The organism is Rhodococcus sp. MEB032 (assembly GCF_030208925.1).
GTDB classification, from domain to species: domain Bacteria; phylum Actinomycetota; class Actinomycetes; order Mycobacteriales; family Mycobacteriaceae; genus Rhodococcus_F; species Rhodococcus_F qingshengii.
The window spans coordinates 1-21,646 of record NZ_JARVSY010000032.1; the positions used below are offsets into that span (position 1 = coordinate 1).

Genomic DNA, 21,646 nt, shown 5'->3' on the forward strand with positions numbered 1-21,646 from the left:
CGAAAACCATCGGGAATTCACGTGCGGACGCTCCATGCTCGCGTGAAATTGCTGACTGCAGGCCTGGTGGCGATCGCGGTGATCGTGTCGGCGTCGGCGGTGTACATAGTGTTCAACGCGTATTTGCAAGGCAACGTCGATCGACAACTCGAGCGCACGAGTGACGCGATCACCGACACCGTCAATTTCGGCGGTGTCACACCGGTTCTGGGATTGACGGCCGGCGCGGATACAGCGGTCATCCAGGCGGTGGGGCTTCTTACTGCCGACGGCGCCTTGGTGACGGCGACTCCCGGTCTGCCGCCGTTCAGCACGAGCGCAGACGCCATCAGGTCGATCGCAGACGGCAATTCGTCGCAGACAATCGCGACGGTTGATGCGTATCGAATTCTTGTCGAGCCCTCGGTTGCGGGCCAGACTTTGGTTGTCGCGCAATCCCTGGGGCCGACGCGTTCGGTACTCAAGCGACTGGCAGTGGTGTTGGCGGCACTCGGGGCGGCCGGAATCGCCCTAGCTTACGCGGCCGGAGATGCTGTGGCACGCACAGGATTACGGCCGATTGCGCGACTTACTGCGGCGACGCGGCGGGTCGCCGAAACGGATGATCTTGCGCCGATCCCGGTGACCGGTGACGACGAGTTGGCGTCGTTGACAGTCAGTTTCAATCGGATGCTCGGGACGTTGTCGGAATCGCGGGCACGCCAGAGAAGTCTGATCACCGAAGCGGGCCAGGACCTTCTGGCTCCTTTGACTGCACTTCGCACCAATATCGAGTTGTTGATGTCTTTCGATACCAAGTCCGGCGCGATTTCCGAGGCGGATGCAACGCAGCTGCGTGAGGAAATCACCGACCAGATGATGGAGTTGACGCTCCTCGTCGGAGAGTTGGTGGACCGTGCGAGGGTTGACGAAAGCACGTTGGGGAGAGGAGATTCCCTCTAAATCGGACGTCTGACCAGCGACTTTGTTGCATTCGTAATTGAAGCAATGGAAGGAGCGCTGGTAATGTGGGGCAATTGTGAAGTTTTTGGGTATAGCTGGAATGTGGCGCGAACCGTGGGGTTTGCTGGGCGGGGGCCTTTGGAGGACGAGAGGGATTCAGTGGTCAAGCAAGCACGCGCCGAGCTGACTCGGCAGCAAATCGTTGCCGGCGCGGCCGCGCAGTTCGAGAAGACTGGTTACGGCAGCACCAGCATGGCCGACATAGTCTCGGGGGCCGGTACTACCAAGGGCGCGTTGTATTTCCATTTCGCGTCGAAGGACGAGCTCGCGCAATTCATCATTGCCGAACAGCATCGGCTCTCGATCGAGTCGGTGCAGGCGATTTCCGCGACGGGCAAGGACCCGTTGGAACAGATGATCATGCTCACGCACGAAATGGCACGCCAGATTGTCGACGAGCCGATCGTTCGCGCGGGCATTCGCCTCACGCTGGAACTGAGCACGTACGAGGGGCCGGTGGAACCGTACGCCGAATGGATCTCGGCAATCACCGATCTCACCGCCAGAGCTCAGGCGGAAGGTGAAATCCGAAAATCGGTCAGCGCAGAATCGTTCGGCAGGTTCATGCCCTCGGCATTCACGGGGGTACAGCTGGTTTCGAACGTCCTCACCCGACGCTCGGATCTTCCGGATCGTGTCGACGAGATGTGGCAGATCCTGCTTCCGGGAATCGTCAGCGACGAACTTTCCGGTGATATCGAGCGCCTCGTCAAGTCGCGGTGGACTCCGGCGGCGGCGTAGCCTGCGGGACATGGCCGTCACGCGGATAGTTTCGGATCTGTCGAGTAGCTCGCTCGAGGCCGCGCAGCGCTTCTACACCGAAGTGCTGGGCCTCGAAGTTGTCATGGATCACGGGTGGATCGTGACGTTGGCTTCGCCGACGGATCCGTCATTGCAGATCAGCGTCATGACGCACGACGCTCATGCGCCCGTAGTACCGGACGTCTCCGTCGAGGTGGATGATCTCGACGCGGCGTACGAGGCCGCGGTGCAGCGCGGCGACACCATCGTCTATCCCGTCACCGAGGAGCCGTGGGGTGTGCGCAGGTTCTTCGCTGCCGACCCCGACGGCCACGTGATCAACATCCTCAGCCACCGACGCGAGCAATGATGGCGTCCCGCCCGGGCGGGCTGACGTACCTCGAGGTGGGCGCAACGTCAGGCGTTCTCCCCGCCGGCTATCACCACGTTCACGAGAGCGCGACGGTCGGATCCGGACGGGAGGATTTCGAGGTTGCCGCTCGAACCGTCGCGAATTGGGGAATGCACCGCGGAGCCGGACTGGCCGTACGGACGGCAGCCCTGACCGCCGTGGCGGGTCAGGATGCGACTTTCGGACTTGGTCCGGTGACTATCCCCGTTCGGATCGTCTATGTCGTAGACGAACCCAATCGCAAGGGCTTCGCGTACGGAACCCGCGCGGGCCACCCCGAATGCGGGGAGGAATTGTTTGTCGTCCAGTTCGACGAGGCCAGCCAAGCGGTTCGTATCGAGATCGTTGCGTTCTCCAAGCCCGGAACGTGGTGGGTGCGTCTCGGCGCTCCGATCGGACGTCGAGTACAGGCGTTTGTCACGCGCCGCTACATCCGTGCCGTCCGCCAGAGCGTCGCCCGATCGCGGGTATGACCGCTGCCGGGCGCGCTGGAAAAATGATTGGACGAGCTTCGGTTCGGGTTGATAGCTTGTGCGAGACCGTGACAACACGCCAGGAGGTGAGACCCATGAACGCTGTAACCATGTGGGTGCTCCCACTCGTGTTCACGGATCGGCGATTGACGTAGGTGTCGCCGGGAGCGCCTCGAGTAGGCAATCCCGAAAGGTAACACCATGCAATCCAATTCTCAGACCATCGAATTCACCTCCGAGACAACGTCGAACGGTGCCATCGAACGCCATTTCGTTGTAGACGACATCACCGGCGTGCTCTGGTCACCGCCATCCGGATCCGTCGGATCACCACTTCTGCTGTCCGGGCACTCCGGCGGCATGCACAAGAAGGCGCCGGGACTGGTTGCCAGCGCACTCCACAGTGTGAGCTCCCACGGGTTCGCAGTCGCCGCGATCGACGCGCCCGGACATGGCGATCGGCCGCGGAACACACAGGACGAACAGTGGGTCGAGGCGATCCACCAGGCTAGGGCGGCCCACGAGCCGATCGCTCCGATCGTCGTCGAGTACAACCGATCGCTGGCGGAGCGTGCAGTGCCGGAATGGCAGGCGACCATCGACGCTCTGCAAACGCTGCCCGACGTCGACGCCGACGCTCCGATCGGCTTTGGCGGCGTGTCGCTAGGGGTCGTGACCGGGCTGATGTTGGCCCCGGTCGAATCCAGGATCGCTGCCGTGAGCTTCGGTGGAGTTTTTGTGGACGACTCCCTCATCGAAGCGGCACGAAAGCTCACGGTCCCGGTCGAGTACCGGATCCCTTGGGACGACAAGGATTACGACCGCACGTCAGGGGTAGCGTTGTTCGATGCCTTCGGCTCGAAGGAGAAGACGCTGCACGCCTACTCGGGCAGGCACTATCCGGTGCCCGACTACGAGCGAGACAGTTCGGCTCGGTTCTTCGCCCGCCACCTCGGCGGGAGCGGTGGCGCTCCTGTGAGCTGACGTGAACACGTATCGGCGTCCGGCCTGTGTCGGACGCCGATACGATCTCGATCCTTCGCTCGCTAGTAGCCGTCCAGCTTGGCCACTTTTGCTGAGGCGCGCGAGGGTGCGCGCAAGCATGGCCCTCGACCGGGGGTGCTTACAGCTCGAGGTGCAGTGCCCGTGGAATAAGGGGCCAGAGTGTTCGATAGCGACAAGTGGTCCTTACTGTCCGCCGGACGGAACGAACTTGTTCGTGATCCAGTTCGATGCTTCGATCTCGTCGAGGGTTGTCCGGAGAACTTCGGTGGCTAATGTTCATGCTGTGCCGAGTGTCCGGTCGATACCGAACACCGAACAAGACTGGGAACTCTTCTCGCGTCCGAACTGAGGCGACGACATGTCTTTCAACCGCGCATGTCCAGCCATGCGTCGACTACCCGTCCGATACCTGACCAGGGGGCGGTATTTGAGTGGGCCGATATCGCACGGCGACTGCACCCGACTGGAACTCGTGGCGATCGACGAGTTCGAGTTGGATGCGCTTGCGCAGACCGGCGAGCAACGTCGGTCCGTGTCCGGCGAGGACCGGTTGCACAAGGAACTCGTACTCGTCGATCAGTCCCAGGTCTGCCAATGCCAGGGGGAGTGTTACGCCGCCAACCCACAGGCCTTCGCCGGGCTGCTCCTTGAGTCGCTGAACTGCTGGCCCCAAGTCGTCCAGCACCAGTTCGGCATTCCAATCGACCCCGCTCAGCGTGTTCGACACGACGTACTTCTTAGCCCGGTCCATTGCCTCGGCGAACGGGATCTCCCACTCGTCCATCCAGTCAGGCCACGCCCCCGTTGCGGGCCGCCGCCACGCCGACTCCATCATCTCGTAGGTCACCCGGCCGAACAGCAAAGCATCGGCTCGTTCCATCTGAGCGGTCCAGTAGCGCATCGACTCCTCGTCGGGTGGAAGCCCCGCCTCGTGATGGCAGCAGCCGTCGAGGGTGACGTTGATCGAGTATCGAAGTGGTCTCATCTCGTTGTTCTCCCCTGATACGCGCAGAGTGACAGCACCGGACCGTACTCAGACTACTGCCGGGCCGTCGGTGTAGATCAGGTTCGGGACCTGGAGTCACGCGGGGGTCGACCGAACAGTAACCAGACGAGCGCACCGAGTACAGGCACCGCGATCACCAGTGCCGACCACCAGAATTTGCTCCCCAAGCGGTCGAAATCGGTGCGCACGATCGCCACGAGCGCGCTAATCGTGATGAAGATCCAGGCAAGAACGAAGACGGTGAAGGTGATGTCCATCCAAAGCGGAATGGTGGGGTTGGGGGTCGATTCGTTCACGCTTCCAGACCACTTTCGACGACTGTGCCTTGATGAAACAACACGCTCCATCGATTCTCGGTGAACCGCCAGATGGATGATCGCTCGGTAACTCGTTGCGCTTGCGCCAGCCGGTACGTCACCAGATACGTGTCAGGCGCAATCCGGCTCAGCGCTGGCCGGTCAGCCGTCCACCCGAGTTCGGCGGCGTCGTTCACCTCGCCGCGGAGGCGTCGGCGCTCAACTACCGACTGCACGTAGTCGCGGGTGTATCGAGCGCCGGAGGCTCCGATCTCCCGGAACTGCGGGTCGACGACCGCATCGAACTCGTCTCGTGACATCGCTACTCAAGTTCGGTGAAACAGAGGTTCGAACTCCATCAACTCGTCGAGGATCGGGCGAAACTCGTGTGGGGTCGTCACGACTGCTCCGAGAACTGCGCCCTCATCTCGATCCCTATCTCCGCGTGTCGCAGGAGGAAGGCCTTCTCGTCATACCCCTTGCGCCGCAACCAGAGAGTGACCTCGCTGTTGCATTTGCTTGCATTGCACGAGCGGCACGCCGGTGCGATGTTGTCGAGTGTGTAGCGCCCACCGCGGGAGATCGCCAGCACGCAGTCACGTTGCGGCGACTCGTCCGACTCGCCGCAGTACGCGCAGCCACCCCAGGCCGCTTTGAGCGCGGACCACTGCTCGACGGACAGATCGTGCTCCACCAAATCCATCCGGCGTTTCCGTTTACGCGCGTATCTTGCTTTCCGGGTCCGGTTGACGGGCATGACGCCATGCTATCGCCGTGCGGCGTTCACTCCGGGTAGCGCCGCGGGGTGAACACCTGACGGCCCGAACCGGTTTCGACGACGGTTGTCATCGACGAACCGACGATGAGCAGCGTCCGCATGTCGATCTCGGAAGGCTCGAGCTCGCCGAGGGTCACGACGCGAACTGATTCCTCGGCACCGGCAACATCGCGGCCGATGACGACGGGAGTCTCGGGGGAGCGGTGCTCGAGCACGAGGTCCTTCATGGCTTGGACCTGCCACGTCCGGGACTTCGACGCCGGGTTGTAGACCGCAAACGCCATGTCCGCGGCTGCAACTGCCGAGATACGGCGCGCGACGACATCCCACGGCTTGAGGCGATCAGACAACGAGAGCACCGCGTAGTCGTGCCCGAGGGGAGCACCGACGCGACTGGCGACAGCGTTTGCCGCCGTCATGCCGGGAAGGATGCGGACCGGCACGCCGCGCCACTGGTCTTCGGCGGCAACTTCGAGAACTGCTGCAGCCATGGCGAATACGCCGGGATCTCCCGACGAGACGACAGCTACACGGGCGCCGTTCTTCGCCAGGTCCAACGCCATCGCGGCGCGTTCCGCTTCGACGCGGTTGTCGCTGGAATGGCGACGCTGGCCCGGACGCGTCGGCACGCGATCGACGTACGGGCCGTAGCCGACGAGGTCGGTTGCCAACGAAAGCTCATGCGCCACTTCGGGTGTGGTCCAGGCGGTGTCGCCCGGCCCGAGTCCGACCACGACCACCTCGCCGCGAGACTCGGTCGCAGGTCGAGGGTTGTTCGACGGGCTCGGAACGATGGCGATCGAAAAGTACGGAACTCCGTCCGGGTCGACCTCGGCAGCGGATTCGACGCGTTGACGTGTGGTGCTCGCGCGCTCGACGTAGTGGGCCTCGCCGAGGCGACCGGAATCCTCGAGCGATTGGAGGACCGGTGGGAAGGTACGTCCGAGCTTGAGGATGGCCGCGGCGTCGGTTTCCTTGAGCCGCCTGGTCAGCTCGGCCTGCGGCAACGTTCCGGGCAGGATCGTGAGGATCTCTTCACCCTCGACCAGCGGCTTTCCGAGTGCAGCAGATGCCGCGCTGACGGAGGTGACGCCGGGAATCACTTCGGCGTCGAAGCGATCGGCCAGTCTCTTGTGCATGTGCATGTAGGAGCTGTAGAAGAGCGGATCGCCGGCGGCGAGCAACGCGACGGTTCGACCGGCCGCGAGGTGAACTGCCAGCCGTTCGGCAGCTGCTTCGTAGAACTCGTCCATCGCGCCCTGGTATCCGCCGGGATGATCAACGGTCTCGGTGGTCACGGGGTAGACGAGGTGTTCTTCGATCTGTCCTTCGCGCATGTACGGCGCTGCAACTCCGCGGGAGATGCTCTTGCCGTGCCGCGCGGAGTGGAACGCAACCACATCGGCCTCGCCGATGACGCGGGCGGCCTTGACGGTCACCAATTCGGGATCGCCGGGGCCGATACCGACACCCCAGAGCTTGCCTGCACTCATTCGACTTCGCTCGCAATCGCATTGACGACGGCGGCGGTGATCGCGCTGCCGCCGCGTCGGCCGCGGAGAACGAGATGATCGATCCCGCTGGCGTGTTCGATGAGGGCTTCCTTCGACTCGGCAGCGCCGATGAAGCCGACCGGACCTCCGACGATGGCGGCCGGACGGGGTGCGCCGGCTTCGATGAGGTTCAGGAGATGGAACAGTGCGGTGGGTGCGTTTCCGATCGCGACAACAGCGCCCTCGAGCTTGGCTCCCCACAGTTCGAGAGCAGCCGCCGAGCGAGTGTTGTCGATGGTCGACGCCAGCACGGGAACCCGCGGATCGCCGAGGGTGCAGATGACGTCGTTGCCGGCGGGCAGACGCTTGCGCGTGATGCCGGCAGCCACCATCTGGGCGTCGCAGAAAATCGGCGCGCCGTCGCGCAGAGCTGCGCGCGCAGCCGAGACGACACCGGGTGTGAAGGCGACGTCGTCGACGAGATCGACCTGGCCACTTGCATGAATCATGCGCACGACAGCTTGCGAGACATCCGCCGGGAAACGGCTCAGGTCGGCTTCGGCCCGAATGGTGGCAAAGGACTGGCGATAGATTTCCGCGCCGTCACGGATGTACTCGATCATGTGCCACACGATAGAGGCATCACCGATCGGCCGGATTCACCCGGTAACCGTCGCCCGTCGCAATCACATCCGCTACGTCCCCGCGGGGACGTCCACAACTGCGGTCGCACCCGGCCCAGTGCTGGCGCCCGACAACGGGAAGTTCTGCCTGCTCGACGGCGGTGATCGCGTCGGTGCGCACATCGGCGAGCGACTTCTCGCATCCCGGACTTCCGGTGCAGGCGGTGACCTCGAGCCACGGTGAGTTCTCGTCGAAGATCAACCCCATGGGTGCCAGCACCCGGACTACCTGCTCGGCTGCCCATTCGTCGAGGTCGAAGATATGCACCGATCGCCACGGCGTCACGACGACGGGCTTGTCGACGGCGGCGAGGAACTCGGCCAGCCGAGCGTCGAGCAGCCCGAATCGCAGGCCGCCGCCCAGAGCTACGGTCCCGTCGCGCTGCTCGAGCCAGCCGATAGTGGGCCGTGCATCCGGCGTGAGGTCCGCCGCAACGGTGGACTCGGCGCTCAGACCCAGCTGCTCGAGGGTGCGTTCGATTCCGTCCGGAACCTCGGCCAGGCGCCAGTGCTTGTCGCGGACGTCGAGGAATGATCGAGCCGCCTCGAGGAGCAATTCGACGGCGTCGTCCGCCTGGACGAGATGAGTGGTGTGGTGACCGGCGAGCACCAGTGAATGCTCGGTGGCGCTGCGCGCATGGAGTCCGAAATCGCCCCGTAGCCCGGTGATGTCTCCGCGCCCGTCGTCGAGGGTGAACAGGGTTCGCCCTGGCAGATCCGCCAATGCTTGATCCGCTTGGATCGCCGAATCGAGACGGTGGACCAGTTCACGAATGTCGGCGACGCCCCCGATACGGCCGGACAGTGGGGACGCGAGGATGTTGCGCACTCGCTCGTGCGTCGCGGACGGCAGCAGGCCGGCCGACGCGATTCGCGCTGCGAAGGCTTCGGGATCCGAGACCGAGCGCAGTTGGACGTTGCCCCTCGAGGTGAGTTCCATCTGCCCGTTGCCGAGATCGCGCGCTGCGTCGGCGAGCGTCTGCAATTGGACCGGGGTGAGGAGTCCGCCGGGTAGGCGCACGCGTGCCAGTGCGCCGTCGGCGGCGTGGTGAACTTGCAGTGCACCCGGGCACGCGTCTGGCTGTGAACGGTCCGTGGGCATGGCTCCAGGGTACGACCTGTCATGAGTGCCTTCTGCGGACCGGTAGCATCACCACCACCAGTGACGGCAGTTGAGGAAACCGGTGAGAGTCCGGTGCGGTCGCGCCACTGTGAGTGTTGCTCGAGCGGGACGTGTTCCGCTCGGAAACACGAGTCAGACCCTCAACCGCCGTCTATGACAGATCTGTGCCACGGGGCGCGAAACCCCAGGAAGGCTTCACCCGTGATTCTTCTGCTCTCCACGTCCGACACCGATCTGCTGAGCGCCCGCGCCAGCCAGGAAGCCGGCGACGGCGTCTCCTATCGCTGGGCCAACCCCTCACGCTTGCTGGTCTCGGAGGACTTGCCGCCCTTGCTCGACGGCGTCGACCTCGTGATCGTTCGTATCCTCGGTAGCCGTCGCAGCTGGGAAGACGGCCTGGACATGGTCCTCGCCTCCGGACTCCCCGTAGTCGTTCTCGGCGGCGAGCACGCGCCGGACGCCGACCTCATGGAGTGCTCGACGGTTTCCGCCGGTGTTGCTGCCGAGGCTCACAACTACCTGGCCGAGGGTGGCGCACAGAATCTGGCACAGCTGCACCACTTCCTGTCCGACACCGTCCTGCTCACCGGCCACGGGTTCGAACCGCCGGCCCACCTGCCTTCCTGGGGCATCGCTGATTTCGCGCCCGATCTCGACTCGGCGAGCGGTCCGGTCATCGCAGTTCTGTACTACCGCGCCCAGCATTTGGCCGGAAACACCCGGTACATCCAGGCGTTGTGCGACGCGGTCGCCGAGGCCGGTGGCACCGCGCTGCCGATCTACTGCGCATCTCTGCGAACCGCAGAAGCCGAACTTCTGAGCACGCTCCGCCGCGCCGACGCCATGGTCGTGACAGTTCTTGCTGCCGGTGGCACGAAGCCCGCGACCGCGTCCGCCGGTGGCGACGACGAAGCCTGGGATGTCGCCGCACTCGCTGCGCTCGACGTCCCCATCCTGCAGGGCCTGTGCCTGACCAGTAGCCGCGCCACCTGGGACGAGAACGACGACGGACTGTCGCCTCTCGACGTCGCGACCCAGGTCGCGGTGCCGGAATTCGACGGCCGCATCATTACCGTCCCGTTCTCCTTCAAGGAAATCGACTCCGACGGACTGTCCACGTACGTCCCCGACGTCGAGCGCGCTGCCCGTGTCGCCGGGATCGCGGTCCGTCACGGCAAGCTGCGCCACATTCCCACCACCGAGCGTCGCGTTGCTCTGATGCTCTCGGCGTACCCGACCAAGCACGCCCGCATCGGCAACGCCGTCGGTCTCGATACTCCGGCGAGCGCAATCGACCTGCTCACCGAAATGCGTTCTGCCGGTTACGATCTCGGTCCGGTCGACGGTCCGGACGCAGTTCCCGGCCTGGCGGCGAAGGACGGCGACGCGCTGATCCATGCCCTGATCGCGGCCGGCGGACAGGATCCCGACTGGCTCACTGCCGAGCAGCTCGAGGGCAATCCGATCCGCATCTCGGCAGCGAAGTACCGCGAATGGTTCGCCACCCTGCCCGAGGAACTGCGCAGCGGTGTCGAAGAGCACTGGGGCGCAGCGCCCGGAGAGCTGTACGTCGACCGCTCGCAGGATCCCGACGGCGAAATCGTCATCGCGGCACTGCGATTCAACAACATCGTCCTCATGGTCCAGCCGCCGCGGGGATTCGGTGAAAAGCCCGTCGCGATCTACCACGACCCGGATCTGCCGCCGAGCCACCACTACCTCGCGGCCTACCGCTGGATCGCTGCAACACCGGACAACGGCGGATTCGGCGCCGACGCCGTTGTGCACCTCGGCAAGCACGGCAACCTCGAATGGTTGCCCGGCAAGACACTCGGCATGTCGAGCAACTGTGGCACCGACGCAGCCCTCGGCGACCTGCCGCTGATCTACCCGTTCCTCGTCAACGACCCGGGTGAAGGAACACAGGCAAAGCGTCGTGCCCACGCGACACTCGTCGATCACCTGATCCCACCGATGGCCCGCGCCGAAAGCTACGGCGACATCTCCCGTCTCGAGCAACTGCTCGACGAGCACTCCAACATCTCCGCACTGGACCCGTCCAAGCTGCCGGCCATTCGCCAGCAGATCTGGACGCTGATGCGGGCAGCCAAGATGGACCACGACCTCGGCCTCGCGGAGCGTCCCGAAGAAGACGTGTTCGACGACATGCTCCTGCACGTCGACGGGTGGCTGTGTGAGATCAAGGACGTCCAGATCCGCGACGGCCTGCACATTCTCGGCCGCGCACCCGAGGGCGACGCCGAAATCGAACTGGTCCTGGCTATGCTCCGTGCCCGTCAGATGTGGGGCGGCGAACAGAGCGTCCCTGGTCTGCGCGAAGCTCTCGGGCTCAGCGAAGACGGCGACGAGTCCCGCAACCGTGTCGACGACGTCGAGGAAAAGGCGCACGCACTGGTTCGCGGCATGTACGACGCCGATTGGAACCCCGCTGCGGCAGAACAACTCAGCGACGACGAGACCGTCGTGAAGATCCTTCAGTTCGCCGCCACCGAAGTGGTTCCACGCCTCCGACAGACGAACAACGAGATCAAGCAGGTCCTGCACGCGCTCGACGGCGGCTTCATCGCCGCCGGCCCGAGTGGGTCACCGCTGCGCGGCCTGATCAACGTGCTTCCCACCGGTCGTAACTTCTACTCCGTCGATCCCAAGGCAGTTCCCTCACGACTTGCGTGGGAGACCGGTCAGGCGATGGCCGAGTCGCTCGCCGCTCGATATCTCGCCGATCACGGCGAGTACCCGCGCTCGGTGGGTCTGTCCGTGTGGGGTACCGCCGCCATGCGTACCTCCGGCGACGACATCGCCGAAGTGTTCGCGCTCCTCGGTGTTCGCCCTGTCTGGGACGAAGCAAGCCGACGTGTGGTCAACCTCGAAGTCATCGATCTCGAAGAGCTCGGCCGCCCGCGCATCGACGTCACCGTCCGCATCTCCGGATTCTTCCGTGATGCGTTCCCGCACGTGCTCGCACTGCTCGACGACGCTGTTCAGTTGGTCGCCGCATTGGACGAGACGGACGAGCAGAACTACGTGCGCGCCCACGCGCAGGCCGACCTTGCCGAGCACGGCGATGCCAGGCGTGCGACCACCCGCATCTTCGGTTCGAAGCCCGGAACTTACGGCGCCGGCCTGCTGCAACTCATCGACTCCAAGACCTGGCGCGGTGACGACGACCTCGCCGAGGTGTACACCAACTGGGGCGGCTTCGCGTACGGCCGTGGGCTCGACGGAATCCCGGCAGCCGACGACATGCGCAGTGCATACCGTCGAATCAACGTGGCGGCCAAGAACACCGACACGCGTGAGCACGACATCGCCGATTCGGACGACTACTTCCAGTACCACGGCGGCATGGTTGCGACCGTGCGCGCGCTGACCGGAAAGTCGCCCGAGGCGTACATCGGCGACAGCACTCGGCCGGAATCGGTTCGCACACGCACACTTTCGGAAGAGACCGCACGTGTCTTCCGGGCGCGCGTGGTCAATCCCCGCTGGCTCGACGCGATGCGCCGTCACGGGTACAAGGGTGCGTTCGAGATGGCGGCCACGGTCGACTACCTCTTCGGGTACGACGCCACCACAAACGTGGTCGCGGACTGGATGTACGAAAAGCTCGCCGAGACCTACGTTCTGGACGAGCAGAACCAGAAGTTCATGACGCAGTCCAACCCGTGGGCCTTGCACGGAATCGCCGAGCGGCTCCTCGAAGCCGCCGAGCGCAACATGTGGGAGCACCCCGAGCAGAAGACACTCGACGGCTTGCGTCAGGTGTACCTCGAAACCGAAGGCGAGCTCGAGGGGGAGTAGACCTCGAGCATCACCGGCAGATCCGGGCGCTGAAGTGAGTCAGCGTCCGGACTTGATGATCTGAGCGATGTTCCGCTCCGCCAGAGCAGTGATGGTCAGTGACGGGTTGACGGTGCCGGTGCTGCCCGGAATAGCGGCGCCGTCCATCACGTACAGGCCGTCGTAGCCCTTGACTCGCCCGTAACCGTCGGTGGCCTTGCCCAGAACCGCACCGCCTAGGGGATGCGCGGTGAACGAGGAATTGACGTCCTTCGCGAACGGCAATGCCGACGGCAGCGTGGTGCCGGCGAAGGCCATCTTGTTCTGGACGGCGCGTAGTGCCTCGACGGTGGCGTCGTTGCCGTTCTTCGGCCAGTTCAGCACCACCCGATCGGAGCCGCCGTCGTAGGCGAAGTCGGCGCGCTGCGAGTCGAGGGTCATCCCCAATGTTCCGAGCATGCCGATGTTGACGGGTAGGCCGGGGACGTACCAATTTTCCAGGGAGAGTGGCATTCCCGACTCGTCGACGATGCGTGATGCCGACGGTGCGGCTTGCGCAGTGCCGTCACTGAAGCCGAACGAGCGCACCATCCCGGCGTCGCCGTTCGTTCCCCAGCCCTTACCGACGTGTTCGTTGAGGTTGGGCAGCGCGCCCGTCGCCTGGGCGCGTACCAGCAGTTCGGAGGTGCCGATCGAGCCGGCGCCGAGGAACAGACGGTCACAGGTAAGAGTCTTCCGGGCCAGAACGCCACCCGTCGGATCCGTCGATTCGACGTCGACGACGTAGCGTCCATCACGTTCGCGACTGATCGCGAGCACCTGATGTCCGTAACAGACGGTGGCTCGTCCGGTGGCTTCGGCGGCGGGAATGTAGTTCTGTGTGAGGTCGAACTTCGCGCCGTTGGAGTTACCCATGTTGCTGTCACCGACAGTGGCCGAGGCTCGGGTTCGGCCGTCGAGTTCTGAGCGCACCACGTCCCAGTTCCAGATCCCGTCGATCCGCTGCGGATCGAATCCGGCACGACGAGCGTCCTGATCCCAACGACGCGAGTGGCCGAAATTCGGGGTTTGGTAAATGTCTTCGGGCAACGGGCTCAGACGCAGCATCTGGCGCACCTTGGGGTACCAGGTGGACGCCATCTCGTCGTAGTCGAGGGAGTTGCCGAAGACTGCGTCGAAGAATCGGCGCTCGGGCGCGATCATCACGCCGGTGAAGATGATGGAACCACCGCCGACTGCAGCGCCGCGCCAGACCGAGATGTGTTCGTAGTCGGTGGCATCGAGGACGCCGCTGAAGTAGTCGCACACCACCGGGAGTCCGGTGAGGTTGGTGAACGATGTTCGCCGGAAGACTCCGCGGCCGTCGGCCAGCATGTCGGAGGTGTGAATCTCCCGTTGCGGATCGTGGGGCCACCGAAGTCCGCGTTCGAGGATGGTGATCTGGGTGCCGCTCTGCGCCAACCGGAGAGCGGTCGCGCTGGCGCCGAATCCGGACCCGATGACGATGGCTTCGGAATGCTCCGGGGGAGTAGGAGAGGGTGCGAACAACTCGGGGACGAGCGCGCGGTAGTGATCAGCACCCATCGGGAGCGCCCGCAGTGGTGCGGGGGTGGCGTGGCTGGTCGACGTCGACATGAGCGGTGTCGCGGCTGCAACTGCCGCCCCCGCCCCGGCGGCTTTGAAAAAGTCACGACGCTGCATGTCACGGCGCTGCATGTGTAAGTTCGACTCCCCAGTTCGACGGTTTGCCTCAGAATAACTCGAGATGGAGTTCGGGGACGAAACGGCGTGTCCGACGTCAAGAAGAACCGGATAAAACGTGCATAAGTGGCACTTCCTGGGTGGTACTGATCAGTCGCCAGATAGTCGCGGAATCCTGTCGGTGTTCAGCGAGAGGCGCTCGCACCTATCCTCGAGGAGTGAACTCCGACTTCAAGCGCGTCTCCGAGGCCAAGTACGTCCTACTCACGACCTTCCGCAAGGACGGAACGCCGGTGGCGACTCCGCTCTGGGCCGCGCCGGACGGCGACAAGCTCCTGATGTGGACCGTCACCGATTCCTACAAGGTCAAGCGCATCAGGCGAAACCCGTCGGTCACCGTCGCTGCGTGTGACGCGCGGGGAAATCCGAAGGGTGAACCGGTGGCCGCCGTCGCCGAGATCCTCGACGGACCGGGCACCGATCATGCTCGCGACGCGATAGCACGTCGGTACGGAATCCTCGGCTGGATCACCATGAAAGGCAGTCTCCTTCGCCGCGGCAAGACCGGAACGATCGGACTTGCCGTCACTGCAGCCTGACCGCGCTTCAGTTGCCGAGCAGATCGTCCAACGCTGAGTCGAAGCGCGGATAGGTGAATGTGAAGCCTTTGTCCGCCAACACTTTCGATACGGCTTGACGACCCGTCAGGCCCAGGGCAGCGTCGCTGCGAAGAAGGAACGCGCCGATTCTGACCATGAAAGCGGGCGTCGGCGGCGCAGGTGGCCGGTGAAGGTGCTTGCGCAGCCCGGCCATCAGTTCTGAGTTTCGGACGGGATCCGGAGCCGTCGCGATGACCACGCCCGAGGCAGCCGAATCGGGTTCGAGTGCCCAGCGCACTATCGACAGCCAGTCCTCGATGTGAATCCAACTGGTCCACTGCCTACCCGAGGCGACGCGTCCGCCCAGACCGAGACGCACGAGCAACAGCAGTCGCTCGAGCGCCGGTGTGCCCTTCTCCAACACGACACTGGTTCGCAGGATCACCACTCGTGACGCGTTTGCTCCCTCGACCGCTGCCTCCCAGTCCTTTGCGACGTCGGTCATCTGAGGTGGTCCGTCAGCGAGTGGGGAAGCCTCGTCGAGTCGGGTCTCTCCGGCGTCGCCGTAGATTGCGAGCGTGCTCGCCTGGATCCACACCGGAACAGGGTGCGCCAGTAGTTTCGACGCTTCGACCAGCGCGCGGGTCGGATCGACTCGGGAGTTGGTGAGCAGTGCGATGTTTGCCGGGGTGGGTCGGCGATCGACCAACTCGCCGGCAAGGTTGATCACAGCGGCGCCGTCGAGTTCGCGTGCCCAGTCGCCCACCGTGACGCCGTCCCACTGAACCTGCCTGTGCCTGCCGGGTTTCGGTGAGCGAGTCAGGACCACGACGTCATATCCGCGGTCCGCGAGATCGTCGCTGATTCGGCGGCCGAGAGCGCCGGTGCCGCCGGCGATCACGACCTTCGTCATCACTGCGCCTGGCTGACCGAGGACATGTGGAAGTCGGGAATGCGCATCGGCGGCATGGCCGTGCGGGTGAACCAATCTTTCCACTCCCGGGGAAGCGTGATCTCGGTGCGTCCAGCCTCGGTGACCCGCCGCAGGAGATCGAGCGGACTCTCGTTGAAACGGAAGTTGTTGACGGCGCCGACGATCTTGCCGTCCTCGATCAAATACACCCCGTCACGGGTGAGTCCGGTCAACAGCAGCGTCGTGGGATCGACCTCACGGATGTACCAGAGGGTTGTGAGCAGTAGACCCTTCTCGGTACCTGCGATCATGTCCTCGATCGAGGTGTCGTCACCACCGGTCAGGATGAGATTGTCGCCGGGAACTGCGACAGGTCGACCGAATTCTCGTGCAGCGTGGCGCGGGTACGCCAGCGCATTGACGACGCCGTCTCGGACCCAGTCGACGGGTTCGATCTCCATACCGTTGTCGAACAGTGAGACGGATTCACTCGACGACGTCGTGATCACGAACGGCGCGGATTGCAAGCCCTCGGCGCCGGGGTCGGAGGTGAGTGTCAGTGGCAATCCGAGCTTCTCGCCGATCCGGGTTCCACCGGTGGTGGACAGTGCGGTGTGGCCTTCTTCGGCGCCGCGACCCTCCATGGTCCACATCAGATAGATCATCAGGTCCGCCACAGCAGACGGCGGAAGAATTGTCTCGTAGCGGCCGGCAGGCAGACTGACGGAGTTACCCGCCCAGTCGAGTCGAGTGGTCAACTGCGACAAGAGCTTCGGTATCGAGATATCGCTGAAATCGACAGTTCCGGATCCGACCCAGGCGCTGGCGTCGCCGCGCTTGCCGTTGATTTCCACGGAGCCGGTGGCCTGAGCCGTTCTACGTCGCACGCCCGTCGAAGTTCCGAGCCAGGTGGTGTGCAACTGGTGGTGAGCGAAGCCGAACAACTGGTCGCCGCCGTCGAAGCCCTTCGCCAGGTCGGCAGCCAACTGAGCAAAGACACCGATGTCGGTCAGGGCGGCCGGCAGGTCCCAGTCGGTCTCTGCCGCCGACTGCGTGATCAGGTCGGACGCGTCGTCAGCCGGAGTGGCTATGCGCGCAGCTTCTTCGCTTGCCTGTACGAGTACGGAAATCTGCTCCGGATCGACACTGCTGGAACTGACAGTGCCCACCTTCGCGATGTCACCCTCGCGCACGATCGAGATCACCGTCCACGTCCGGGACAGCGAAACTCCGTTGGTGGTCATCGAATTGTTGGCCCACCGCAGCGACGCCTCACTCGCATCGGTCACGATCACCAACGATTCGTCTACCGTCCTCGCGGCCAATGCACGCTCGACGACCTGCTGCGGATCGATCACTGCTGAGCCTCCGAACGAGTATTGAGGATGTTGACTCCGCGGAACAGAGCGGACGGGCAGCCGTGGCTGACCGCCGCAACCTGACCGGGTTGCGCCTTGCCGCAGTTGAATGCGCCTTGCAGACGCCAGGTCGACTCACCGCCAACGGCTTCCATCGAGCCCCAGAAATCCGTCGTCGTCGCCTGATACGCCACGTCGCGCACCTGACCGTCGAGCTTTCCGTCACGGATCTTGAAGAACCGCTGACCGGTGAACTGAAAGTTGTAGCGCTGCATGTCGATCGACCAGGACTTGTCACCGACGACGTAGATGCCGTTCTCGACTCGCGAGATCAGGTCTGCAGTCGAGGTGTCCGTAGAAGGGTCGGGGGAGAGCGAGACGTTGGCCATTCGCTGGATGGGAACGTGATGTGCGGAGTCTGCGTACGAGCAACCGTTGGAACGCGTCAGCCCCAGCCTCGGCGCGAACACGCGGTCTAGTTGATACCCGACCAGTGTTCCCTCTGCCACCAGATCCCACCGTTGAGAGGCGACGCCGTCGTCGTCGAATCCGACGCTGGCCAGGCCGTGCTCTTCGTTACGATCGGCGGTCACGTGCATGAGTGGCGTTCCGTATTTCAGCGTTCCCAGCTTGTCCGGCGTCGCGAACGACGTACCGGCGTAGGCCGCTTCGTAGCCGATCGCCCGGTCGTATTCGGTGGCGTGTCCGATGGATTCGTGGATCGTGAGCCACAGATTGGTCGGATCGATCACGAGGTCGGTCGGACCCGCTTCGACGGTCGGTGCCTTGGTCTTCTCGGCCAGCCACTCCGGGATCTGCGCGAGCTCATCGCCCCAGTTCCATGTGCTCTCCGCCCCGAGGTACTCCCATCCGCGGCCTACCGGCGGCGCCAAGGTGCGCATCGATTCGAAGCTGCCGGCCGACTTGTCGACGGCGGTCGCCTCGAACTCGGGGTGCAGACGCACCCGTTGCTGGGTGATCGACGAACCGGCCAGATCCGCGTAGAAGGTCTGCTCCTTGACCTGGAGGACACTCGCCGTGACGTGATCCACGCCGTCGGCGGCTTGAAGCCGTCCGGAGTAGTCGACCAGCAGGCCTACCTTCTCGGCCGTCGGTGTCGCGAAGGGATCTTCGAGGTACGGCGACACCCACGTCGCGTCGGCGTAGACGGGCTCGTCGGCGAGGGTGACCGGATCCCGATTGAGCGAGCGCAATGCCTTCGCGACCTCGACCGCTTGGCGTGCCAGCGCAGCAGCGACATCGGGGGACACCTCGGCGTGCGAGGCGAATCCCCACGTGCCGTCGACGATCACACGGACGGCGACCCCGATCTCGTCTCCGTCGGACACCGCCTGAACTACGCCGTCGCGCAACCTGATCGACTGTGTGAGCACGCGGTGGACACGAACATCGGCGTGCTGGGCGCCGGCCGTTCTCGCTGCCGACAGCGCCGCATCAGCGACAGCTCGCAGCGGGAGGGCGAGGAAATCTGCATCGACATCTCGGGTGACGGTCACGCACACGACGCTAGCCGACGACCGCCGATCTCAGCCGAACTGCTGCCATCCGAGGCGAATCACCATGGCGATCACGACCACCAACAGCGTGATCCGCACGAATCCGGATCCCTTGCTCAGCGCCATCCGCGAACCGATGACCGCGCCGAGAACGTTGCACACCGCCATCGCCAAACCCAAACTCCACCAGACATGCCCGGTGACGGCGAAGTAGGCGAGCGCGCCGAAATTGGAACCGAGATTGATCACCTTCGCCATCGCTGCGCTCCGAACGAATTCGGTTCCGAGGAAGGTCGCGAAGCTGATGATGAGGAAGGTGCCGGTGCCGGGTCCGAGCAGACCGTCGTAGAGGCCGATGAGTCCGGCGGAGAGCAGCAGGACGAGGACGGTCTTGCCCTGCGTCGGACGATGGGTCGCGATCGTGGTGCCCAGCGTCGGACGCATGGTCACGAAGACGGCGACGGCGACGAGGACGACCATCACGATCGGAATGAAGTACTTCTTGTCGATCAGCGAAACGGCCGCCGCCCCGCACGCGGCCGTCACCGCAGCCAACGCGGCTGCCGGCGCCATCTGCCGCCACTCCATCGGGATTCGACGGGAGAACGTGTACACCGCAGCACTCGTCCCGGTGAATGCCGTCAATTTGTTGGTGGCCAGTGCCGCCTGTGGGGTCAATTGGGGTGCGACCAGAAAGAGCGCCGGCAACAGAATCAATCCACCGCCGCCGACCACGGCGTCGACCCAACCCGCCGCCGTCGCTGCCGTCATCAGCAGTCCCCAATCAGCAATATCCACGGCGGTGACTCTTTCACAGCTGTGACACTCTTGAGCACATGCGGAGGTTCAGCCTGTGGCTGCGAGGAAAGCCGATGATCGCGGACAGCGCGCTGGCGCTCGTGTTCTTCGCGCTCGAGGTAGTCACATTCGTCAGTTCGCCGCGTGAGGAGCGGTGGCCTCAGCTCGTCGTCGGATTTCTGATCTGCCTTCCCGTCGTGTGGCGTCGCAAATATCCGCGTGTGTCCGCTGCGTCCATTTTGTCGTTGTCGTACTTCGCAACCTTGATGATGTGGGCGACAGGGGATCCGGCTGCGGAACATCCAGGCCTGTTGGCGCTCGGGGTCTCGCTCTACACACTCGTCGCCTACGTCGATCGACGCACCGGGGCGATTTTCGCGTGCTTCCTTGCCCTGGACATGACACTCTCGTTGCTCGTCATCCGCGAAGACGTGATCCTCACGATCATCATTGCGACCCTGCTCTATGCACTGGCCTGGATCACCGCCGAGTTCTTGAGCGCCCGCCGCGCCTACGACGAGGAAGTGGCCGCCAGACTCGAAGTGGCCGAATACGAACGGGATCGGCGGGCCGAGGATGCGGTGGCCACGGAAAGAACCCGAATCGCCCGCGAACTCCACGATGTCGTCGCCCACGCGGTCAGCGTGATGATCGTCCAGGCGGACGGCGCGTCGTATGCGGTCGATTCCAATCCCGCGTTGGCCAAGAAGGCGCTCGGCAACATCTCCAGCACCGGACGCGACGCCCTTGCCGAGCTTCGCCGGACCGTCTCGCTGCTGCGCACCGAGGTCAGTAGTGATGCGATGCCGCAACACGGAACTGCCGGCATCGCCAAGGTCGTCGAGATGATGCGGGCCGCTGGTCTCGGCGTGCGCCTCGAGCTGACCGGCGAGCTCGACGACGTCAGTCCTTCAGTCAGCCTGGGAATTCATCGCCTCGTTCAGGAATCACTGACCAATGTCCTCCGCCACGCCGGCGCAAACCCGAAGGCCCGAGTCACCGTGCGCCGCACCGACACCGCGGTACTACTCGAGGTCGTCGACAACGGAACGTCGAGTTCGACCTTCTCCCACGGTTCGGGGAATGGACTGGTCGGCATGCGTGAGCGGGTGGCGGTACTGCACGGGACACTCGAGACCGGACGACGCCCCGACGGCAGTTGGCGTGTGTACGCAGAGCTGCCGCTCGAGATCCACGATTGATACCGGCTCGCCGCAATCGCATTGGCACCGACGTCTCAGGCCCGATAGGTTTACGCCGTGCCCATCACCGTGCTGCTAGTCGACGACCAGGAACTCATGCGGATGGGCCTGAACATGGTGCTCGAAGCACATGAAGACATCTCGGTTATCGGTGAGGCCGGTGACGGAGCCGCGGCGGTCGCAGCGGCGGTGGCGCTGAAGCCTGACGTCGTGTTGATGGATGTGCGGATGCCGATTGTCGACGGGGTGAAAGCGACGGAGCAGATTCTTGCGTCCGGGATCGAATCCAGGGTCCTGGTGATGACGACGTTCGACCTGGACGAACACGCGCTCGGCGCCCTGCGTGCCGGAGCGAGTGGTTTTCTTCTCAAAGACACCCCGCCCGAGGACCTCGTGTCGGCTATCCGCAGCGTGGCAGCCGGTGACGCGGTTGTCTCCCCGAAGGTGACACGTCGTCTGCTGTCGAGGTTCATCGTGGACGGTCCGGCGCCCCGGCGCGATCCGGTGGTTCTCGACGTCCTGACCGAACGCGAACGCGAAGTCCTCGGGCACGTGGCCACGGGACTGTCGAACATCGAGATCGCACAGCAGCTGTACCTGTCCGAATCGACGATCAAGTCGCACGTCGGACGCATTCTCACCAAACTCGATCTGCGTGATCGTGTGCAGGCTGTGGTGCTGGCCTACGAGACCGGACTGGTGACTCCGGGCGCGTAGGCCAGCCGCCTGTCAGGGATCGAGCGTT

Annotated in this window: 21 protein-coding genes and 1 riboswitch; of the genes, 9 read left to right on the plus strand and 12 right to left on the minus strand. The window is 64.2% G+C overall.

The window, feature by feature from the left end; genetic code table 11:
- The 5 genes from QRN54_RS27120 to QRN54_RS27140 all read left to right on the plus strand — a co-directional run.
- The coding region (locus tag QRN54_RS27120) for a HAMP domain-containing protein (protein WP_285183464.1) at nt 1–942 on the plus strand (942 nt) is incomplete at its 5' end.
- Between the two features lie 159 nt (nt 943–1,101).
- The gene (locus QRN54_RS27125; protein ID WP_019748499.1) at nt 1,102–1,743 is read left to right on the plus strand and encodes a ScbR family autoregulator-binding transcription factor; all 642 of its coding nucleotides are present in this window, start codon (nt 1,102–1,104) and stop codon (nt 1,741–1,743) included.
- 10 nt (nt 1,744–1,753) lie between these two features.
- The gene (locus QRN54_RS27130) at nt 1,754–2,113 is read left to right on the plus strand and encodes a VOC family protein (RefSeq protein WP_019748498.1); all 360 of its coding nucleotides are present in this window, start codon (nt 1,754–1,756) and stop codon (nt 2,111–2,113) included.
- Nucleotides 2,113–2,628, plus strand: coding sequence for a DUF1990 domain-containing protein (locus tag QRN54_RS27135; RefSeq protein ID WP_116056725.1), 516 nt, complete (start codon nt 2,113–2,115; stop codon nt 2,626–2,628). The genes QRN54_RS27130 and QRN54_RS27135 overlap by 1 nt, the downstream gene beginning before the upstream one ends.
- A 201-nt stretch (nt 2,629–2,829) precedes the next feature.
- Entirely contained in the window at nt 2,830–3,612 is a 783-nt protein-coding gene (locus QRN54_RS27140) for an alpha/beta hydrolase family protein (protein WP_285183465.1), read from the plus strand.
- A 415-nt stretch (nt 3,613–4,027) separates the two neighbouring features.
- Here QRN54_RS27140 and QRN54_RS27145 read toward each other — a convergent pair whose 3' ends face one another.
- The 7 genes from QRN54_RS27145 to cobG all read right to left on the minus strand — a co-directional run bounded on the left by QRN54_RS27145 (nt 4,028) and on the right by cobG (nt 8,991).
- Entirely contained in the window at nt 4,028–4,618 is a 591-nt protein-coding gene (locus QRN54_RS27145; protein ID WP_285183466.1) for a dihydrofolate reductase family protein, read from the minus strand.
- A gap of 77 nt (nt 4,619–4,695) precedes the next feature.
- The gene (locus tag QRN54_RS27150; protein WP_007729843.1) at nt 4,696–4,935 is read right to left on the minus strand and encodes a PLDc N-terminal domain-containing protein; all 240 of its coding nucleotides are present in this window, start codon (nt 4,933–4,935) and stop codon (nt 4,696–4,698) included.
- Nucleotides 4,932–5,255, minus strand: coding sequence for a nuclear transport factor 2 family protein (locus QRN54_RS27155; RefSeq protein ID WP_285183468.1), 324 nt, complete (start codon nt 5,253–5,255; stop codon nt 4,932–4,934). Before QRN54_RS27155 ends, QRN54_RS27150 begins: the two co-directional genes overlap by 4 nt.
- Nucleotides 5,256–5,332: 77 nt before the next feature.
- Nucleotides 5,333–5,692: an HNH endonuclease gene (locus QRN54_RS27160; RefSeq protein ID WP_076948440.1), complete on the minus strand. Its 360-nt coding sequence runs from the start codon at nt 5,690–5,692 to the stop codon at nt 5,333–5,335.
- A gap of 26 nt (nt 5,693–5,718) precedes the next feature.
- Nucleotides 5,719–7,206: a precorrin-3B C(17)-methyltransferase gene (cobJ, locus tag QRN54_RS27165; RefSeq protein ID WP_030536355.1), complete on the minus strand. Its 1,488-nt coding sequence runs from the start codon at nt 7,204–7,206 to the stop codon at nt 5,719–5,721.
- Nucleotides 7,203–7,829, minus strand: a complete 627-nt coding sequence (locus tag QRN54_RS27170) for a precorrin-8X methylmutase (protein ID WP_007729839.1) — start codon at nt 7,827–7,829, stop codon at nt 7,203–7,205. Before QRN54_RS27170 ends, cobJ begins: the two co-directional genes overlap by 4 nt.
- Nucleotides 7,830–7,848: 19 nt before the next feature.
- Entirely contained in the window at nt 7,849–8,991 is a 1,143-nt protein-coding gene (gene cobG / locus QRN54_RS27175) for a precorrin-3B synthase (RefSeq protein WP_064444610.1), read from the minus strand.
- A gap of 51 nt (nt 8,992–9,042) precedes the next feature.
- A riboswitch (cobalamin riboswitch) is annotated at nt 9,043–9,174 on the plus strand.
- Nucleotides 9,175–9,213: 39 nt separating this feature from the next.
- Between cobG and QRN54_RS27180 the strand changes: the two genes are divergently transcribed.
- On the plus strand, nt 9,214–12,834 hold the full coding sequence (locus QRN54_RS27180; RefSeq protein WP_042919753.1) for a cobaltochelatase subunit CobN: 3,621 nt from the start codon (nt 9,214–9,216) through the stop codon (nt 12,832–12,834).
- Between the two features lie 39 nt (nt 12,835–12,873).
- Here the strand turns inward: QRN54_RS27180 and QRN54_RS27185 are convergent, their stop codons facing one another.
- Nucleotides 12,874–14,529 (minus strand): GMC oxidoreductase, encoded by a 1,656-nt coding sequence (locus QRN54_RS27185; protein WP_081305393.1) that lies wholly within the window; start codon nt 14,527–14,529, stop codon nt 12,874–12,876.
- A gap of 203 nt (nt 14,530–14,732) precedes the next feature.
- On the opposite strand from QRN54_RS27185, the gene QRN54_RS27190 reads away from it, so the two are divergent.
- A complete protein-coding gene (locus QRN54_RS27190) occupies nt 14,733–15,113 on the plus strand; it encodes a PPOX class F420-dependent oxidoreductase (protein ID WP_042450954.1) in 381 nt (126 codons plus the stop codon).
- Between the two features lie 7 nt (nt 15,114–15,120).
- Here QRN54_RS27190 and QRN54_RS27195 read toward each other — a convergent pair whose 3' ends face one another.
- The 4 genes from QRN54_RS27195 to QRN54_RS27210 are packed head-to-tail and all read right to left on the minus strand — an operon-like array spanning nt 15,121 to nt 19,699.
- Nucleotides 15,121–16,026 carry a TIGR01777 family oxidoreductase gene (locus tag QRN54_RS27195; protein ID WP_285183470.1) on the minus strand — a complete coding sequence of 302 codons (906 nt, stop codon included), beginning with the start codon at nt 16,024–16,026 and terminating at the stop codon, nt 15,121–15,123.
- Nucleotides 16,026–17,384: a metallopeptidase TldD-related protein gene (locus QRN54_RS27200; RefSeq protein WP_285183471.1), complete on the minus strand. Its 1,359-nt coding sequence runs from the start codon at nt 17,382–17,384 to the stop codon at nt 16,026–16,028. The genes QRN54_RS27195 and QRN54_RS27200 overlap by 1 nt, the downstream gene beginning before the upstream one ends.
- Complete coding sequence (locus tag QRN54_RS27205) at nt 17,381–18,901, minus strand: TldD/PmbA family protein (RefSeq protein WP_003944822.1); 1,521 nt, start codon at nt 18,899–18,901, stop codon at nt 17,381–17,383. The genes QRN54_RS27200 and QRN54_RS27205 overlap by 4 nt, the downstream gene beginning before the upstream one ends.
- Before the next feature lie 30 nt (nt 18,902–18,931).
- Nucleotides 18,932–19,699, minus strand: coding sequence for a TSUP family transporter (locus QRN54_RS27210; RefSeq protein WP_285183473.1), 768 nt, complete (start codon nt 19,697–19,699; stop codon nt 18,932–18,934).
- A 38-nt stretch (nt 19,700–19,737) separates the two neighbouring features.
- Here QRN54_RS27210 and QRN54_RS27215 point away from each other — a divergent pair, with 38 nt between their 5' ends.
- Nucleotides 19,738–20,901, plus strand: coding sequence for a sensor histidine kinase (locus QRN54_RS27215; RefSeq protein ID WP_064074782.1), 1,164 nt, complete (start codon nt 19,738–19,740; stop codon nt 20,899–20,901).
- 57 nt (nt 20,902–20,958) lie between these two features.
- A complete protein-coding gene (locus QRN54_RS27220; protein WP_003945024.1) occupies nt 20,959–21,618 on the plus strand; it encodes a response regulator in 660 nt (219 codons plus the stop codon).
- Nucleotides 21,619–21,646 lie beyond the last annotated feature (28 nt).

Coding starts and splice junctions, on each gene's coding strand:
- QRN54_RS27130 (WP_019748498.1), top strand. CDS start 1,754: ATGGCCGTCACGCGGATAGTTTCGGATCTGTCGAGTAGCTCGCTCGAG.
- QRN54_RS27135 (WP_116056725.1), top strand. CDS start 2,113: ATGGCGTCCCGCCCGGGCGGGCTGACGTACCTCGAGGTGGGCGCAACG.
- QRN54_RS27140 (WP_285183465.1), top strand. CDS start 2,830: ATGCAATCCAATTCTCAGACCATCGAATTCACCTCCGAGACAACGTCG.
- QRN54_RS27145 (WP_285183466.1), bottom strand. CDS start 4,618: ATGAGACCACTTCGATACTCGATCAACGTCACCCTCGACGGCTGCTGC.
- QRN54_RS27155 (WP_285183468.1), bottom strand. CDS start 5,255: ATGTCACGAGACGAGTTCGATGCGGTCGTCGACCCGCAGTTCCGGGAG.
- QRN54_RS27160 (WP_076948440.1), bottom strand. CDS start 5,692: ATGCCCGTCAACCGGACCCGGAAAGCAAGATACGCGCGTAAACGGAAA.
- cobJ (WP_030536355.1), bottom strand. CDS start 7,206: ATGAGTGCAGGCAAGCTCTGGGGTGTCGGTATCGGCCCCGGCGATCCC.
- QRN54_RS27170 (WP_007729839.1), bottom strand. CDS start 7,829: ATGATCGAGTACATCCGTGACGGCGCGGAAATCTATCGCCAGTCCTTT.
- cobG (WP_064444610.1), bottom strand. CDS start 8,991: ATGCCCACGGACCGTTCACAGCCAGACGCGTGCCCGGGTGCACTGCAA.
- QRN54_RS27185 (WP_081305393.1), bottom strand. CDS start 14,529: ATGCAGCGCCGTGACATGCAGCGTCGTGACTTTTTCAAAGCCGCCGGG.
- QRN54_RS27195 (WP_285183470.1), bottom strand. CDS start 16,026: ATGACGAAGGTCGTGATCGCCGGCGGCACCGGCGCTCTCGGCCGCCGA.
- QRN54_RS27215 (WP_064074782.1), top strand. CDS start 19,738: ATGCGGAGGTTCAGCCTGTGGCTGCGAGGAAAGCCGATGATCGCGGAC.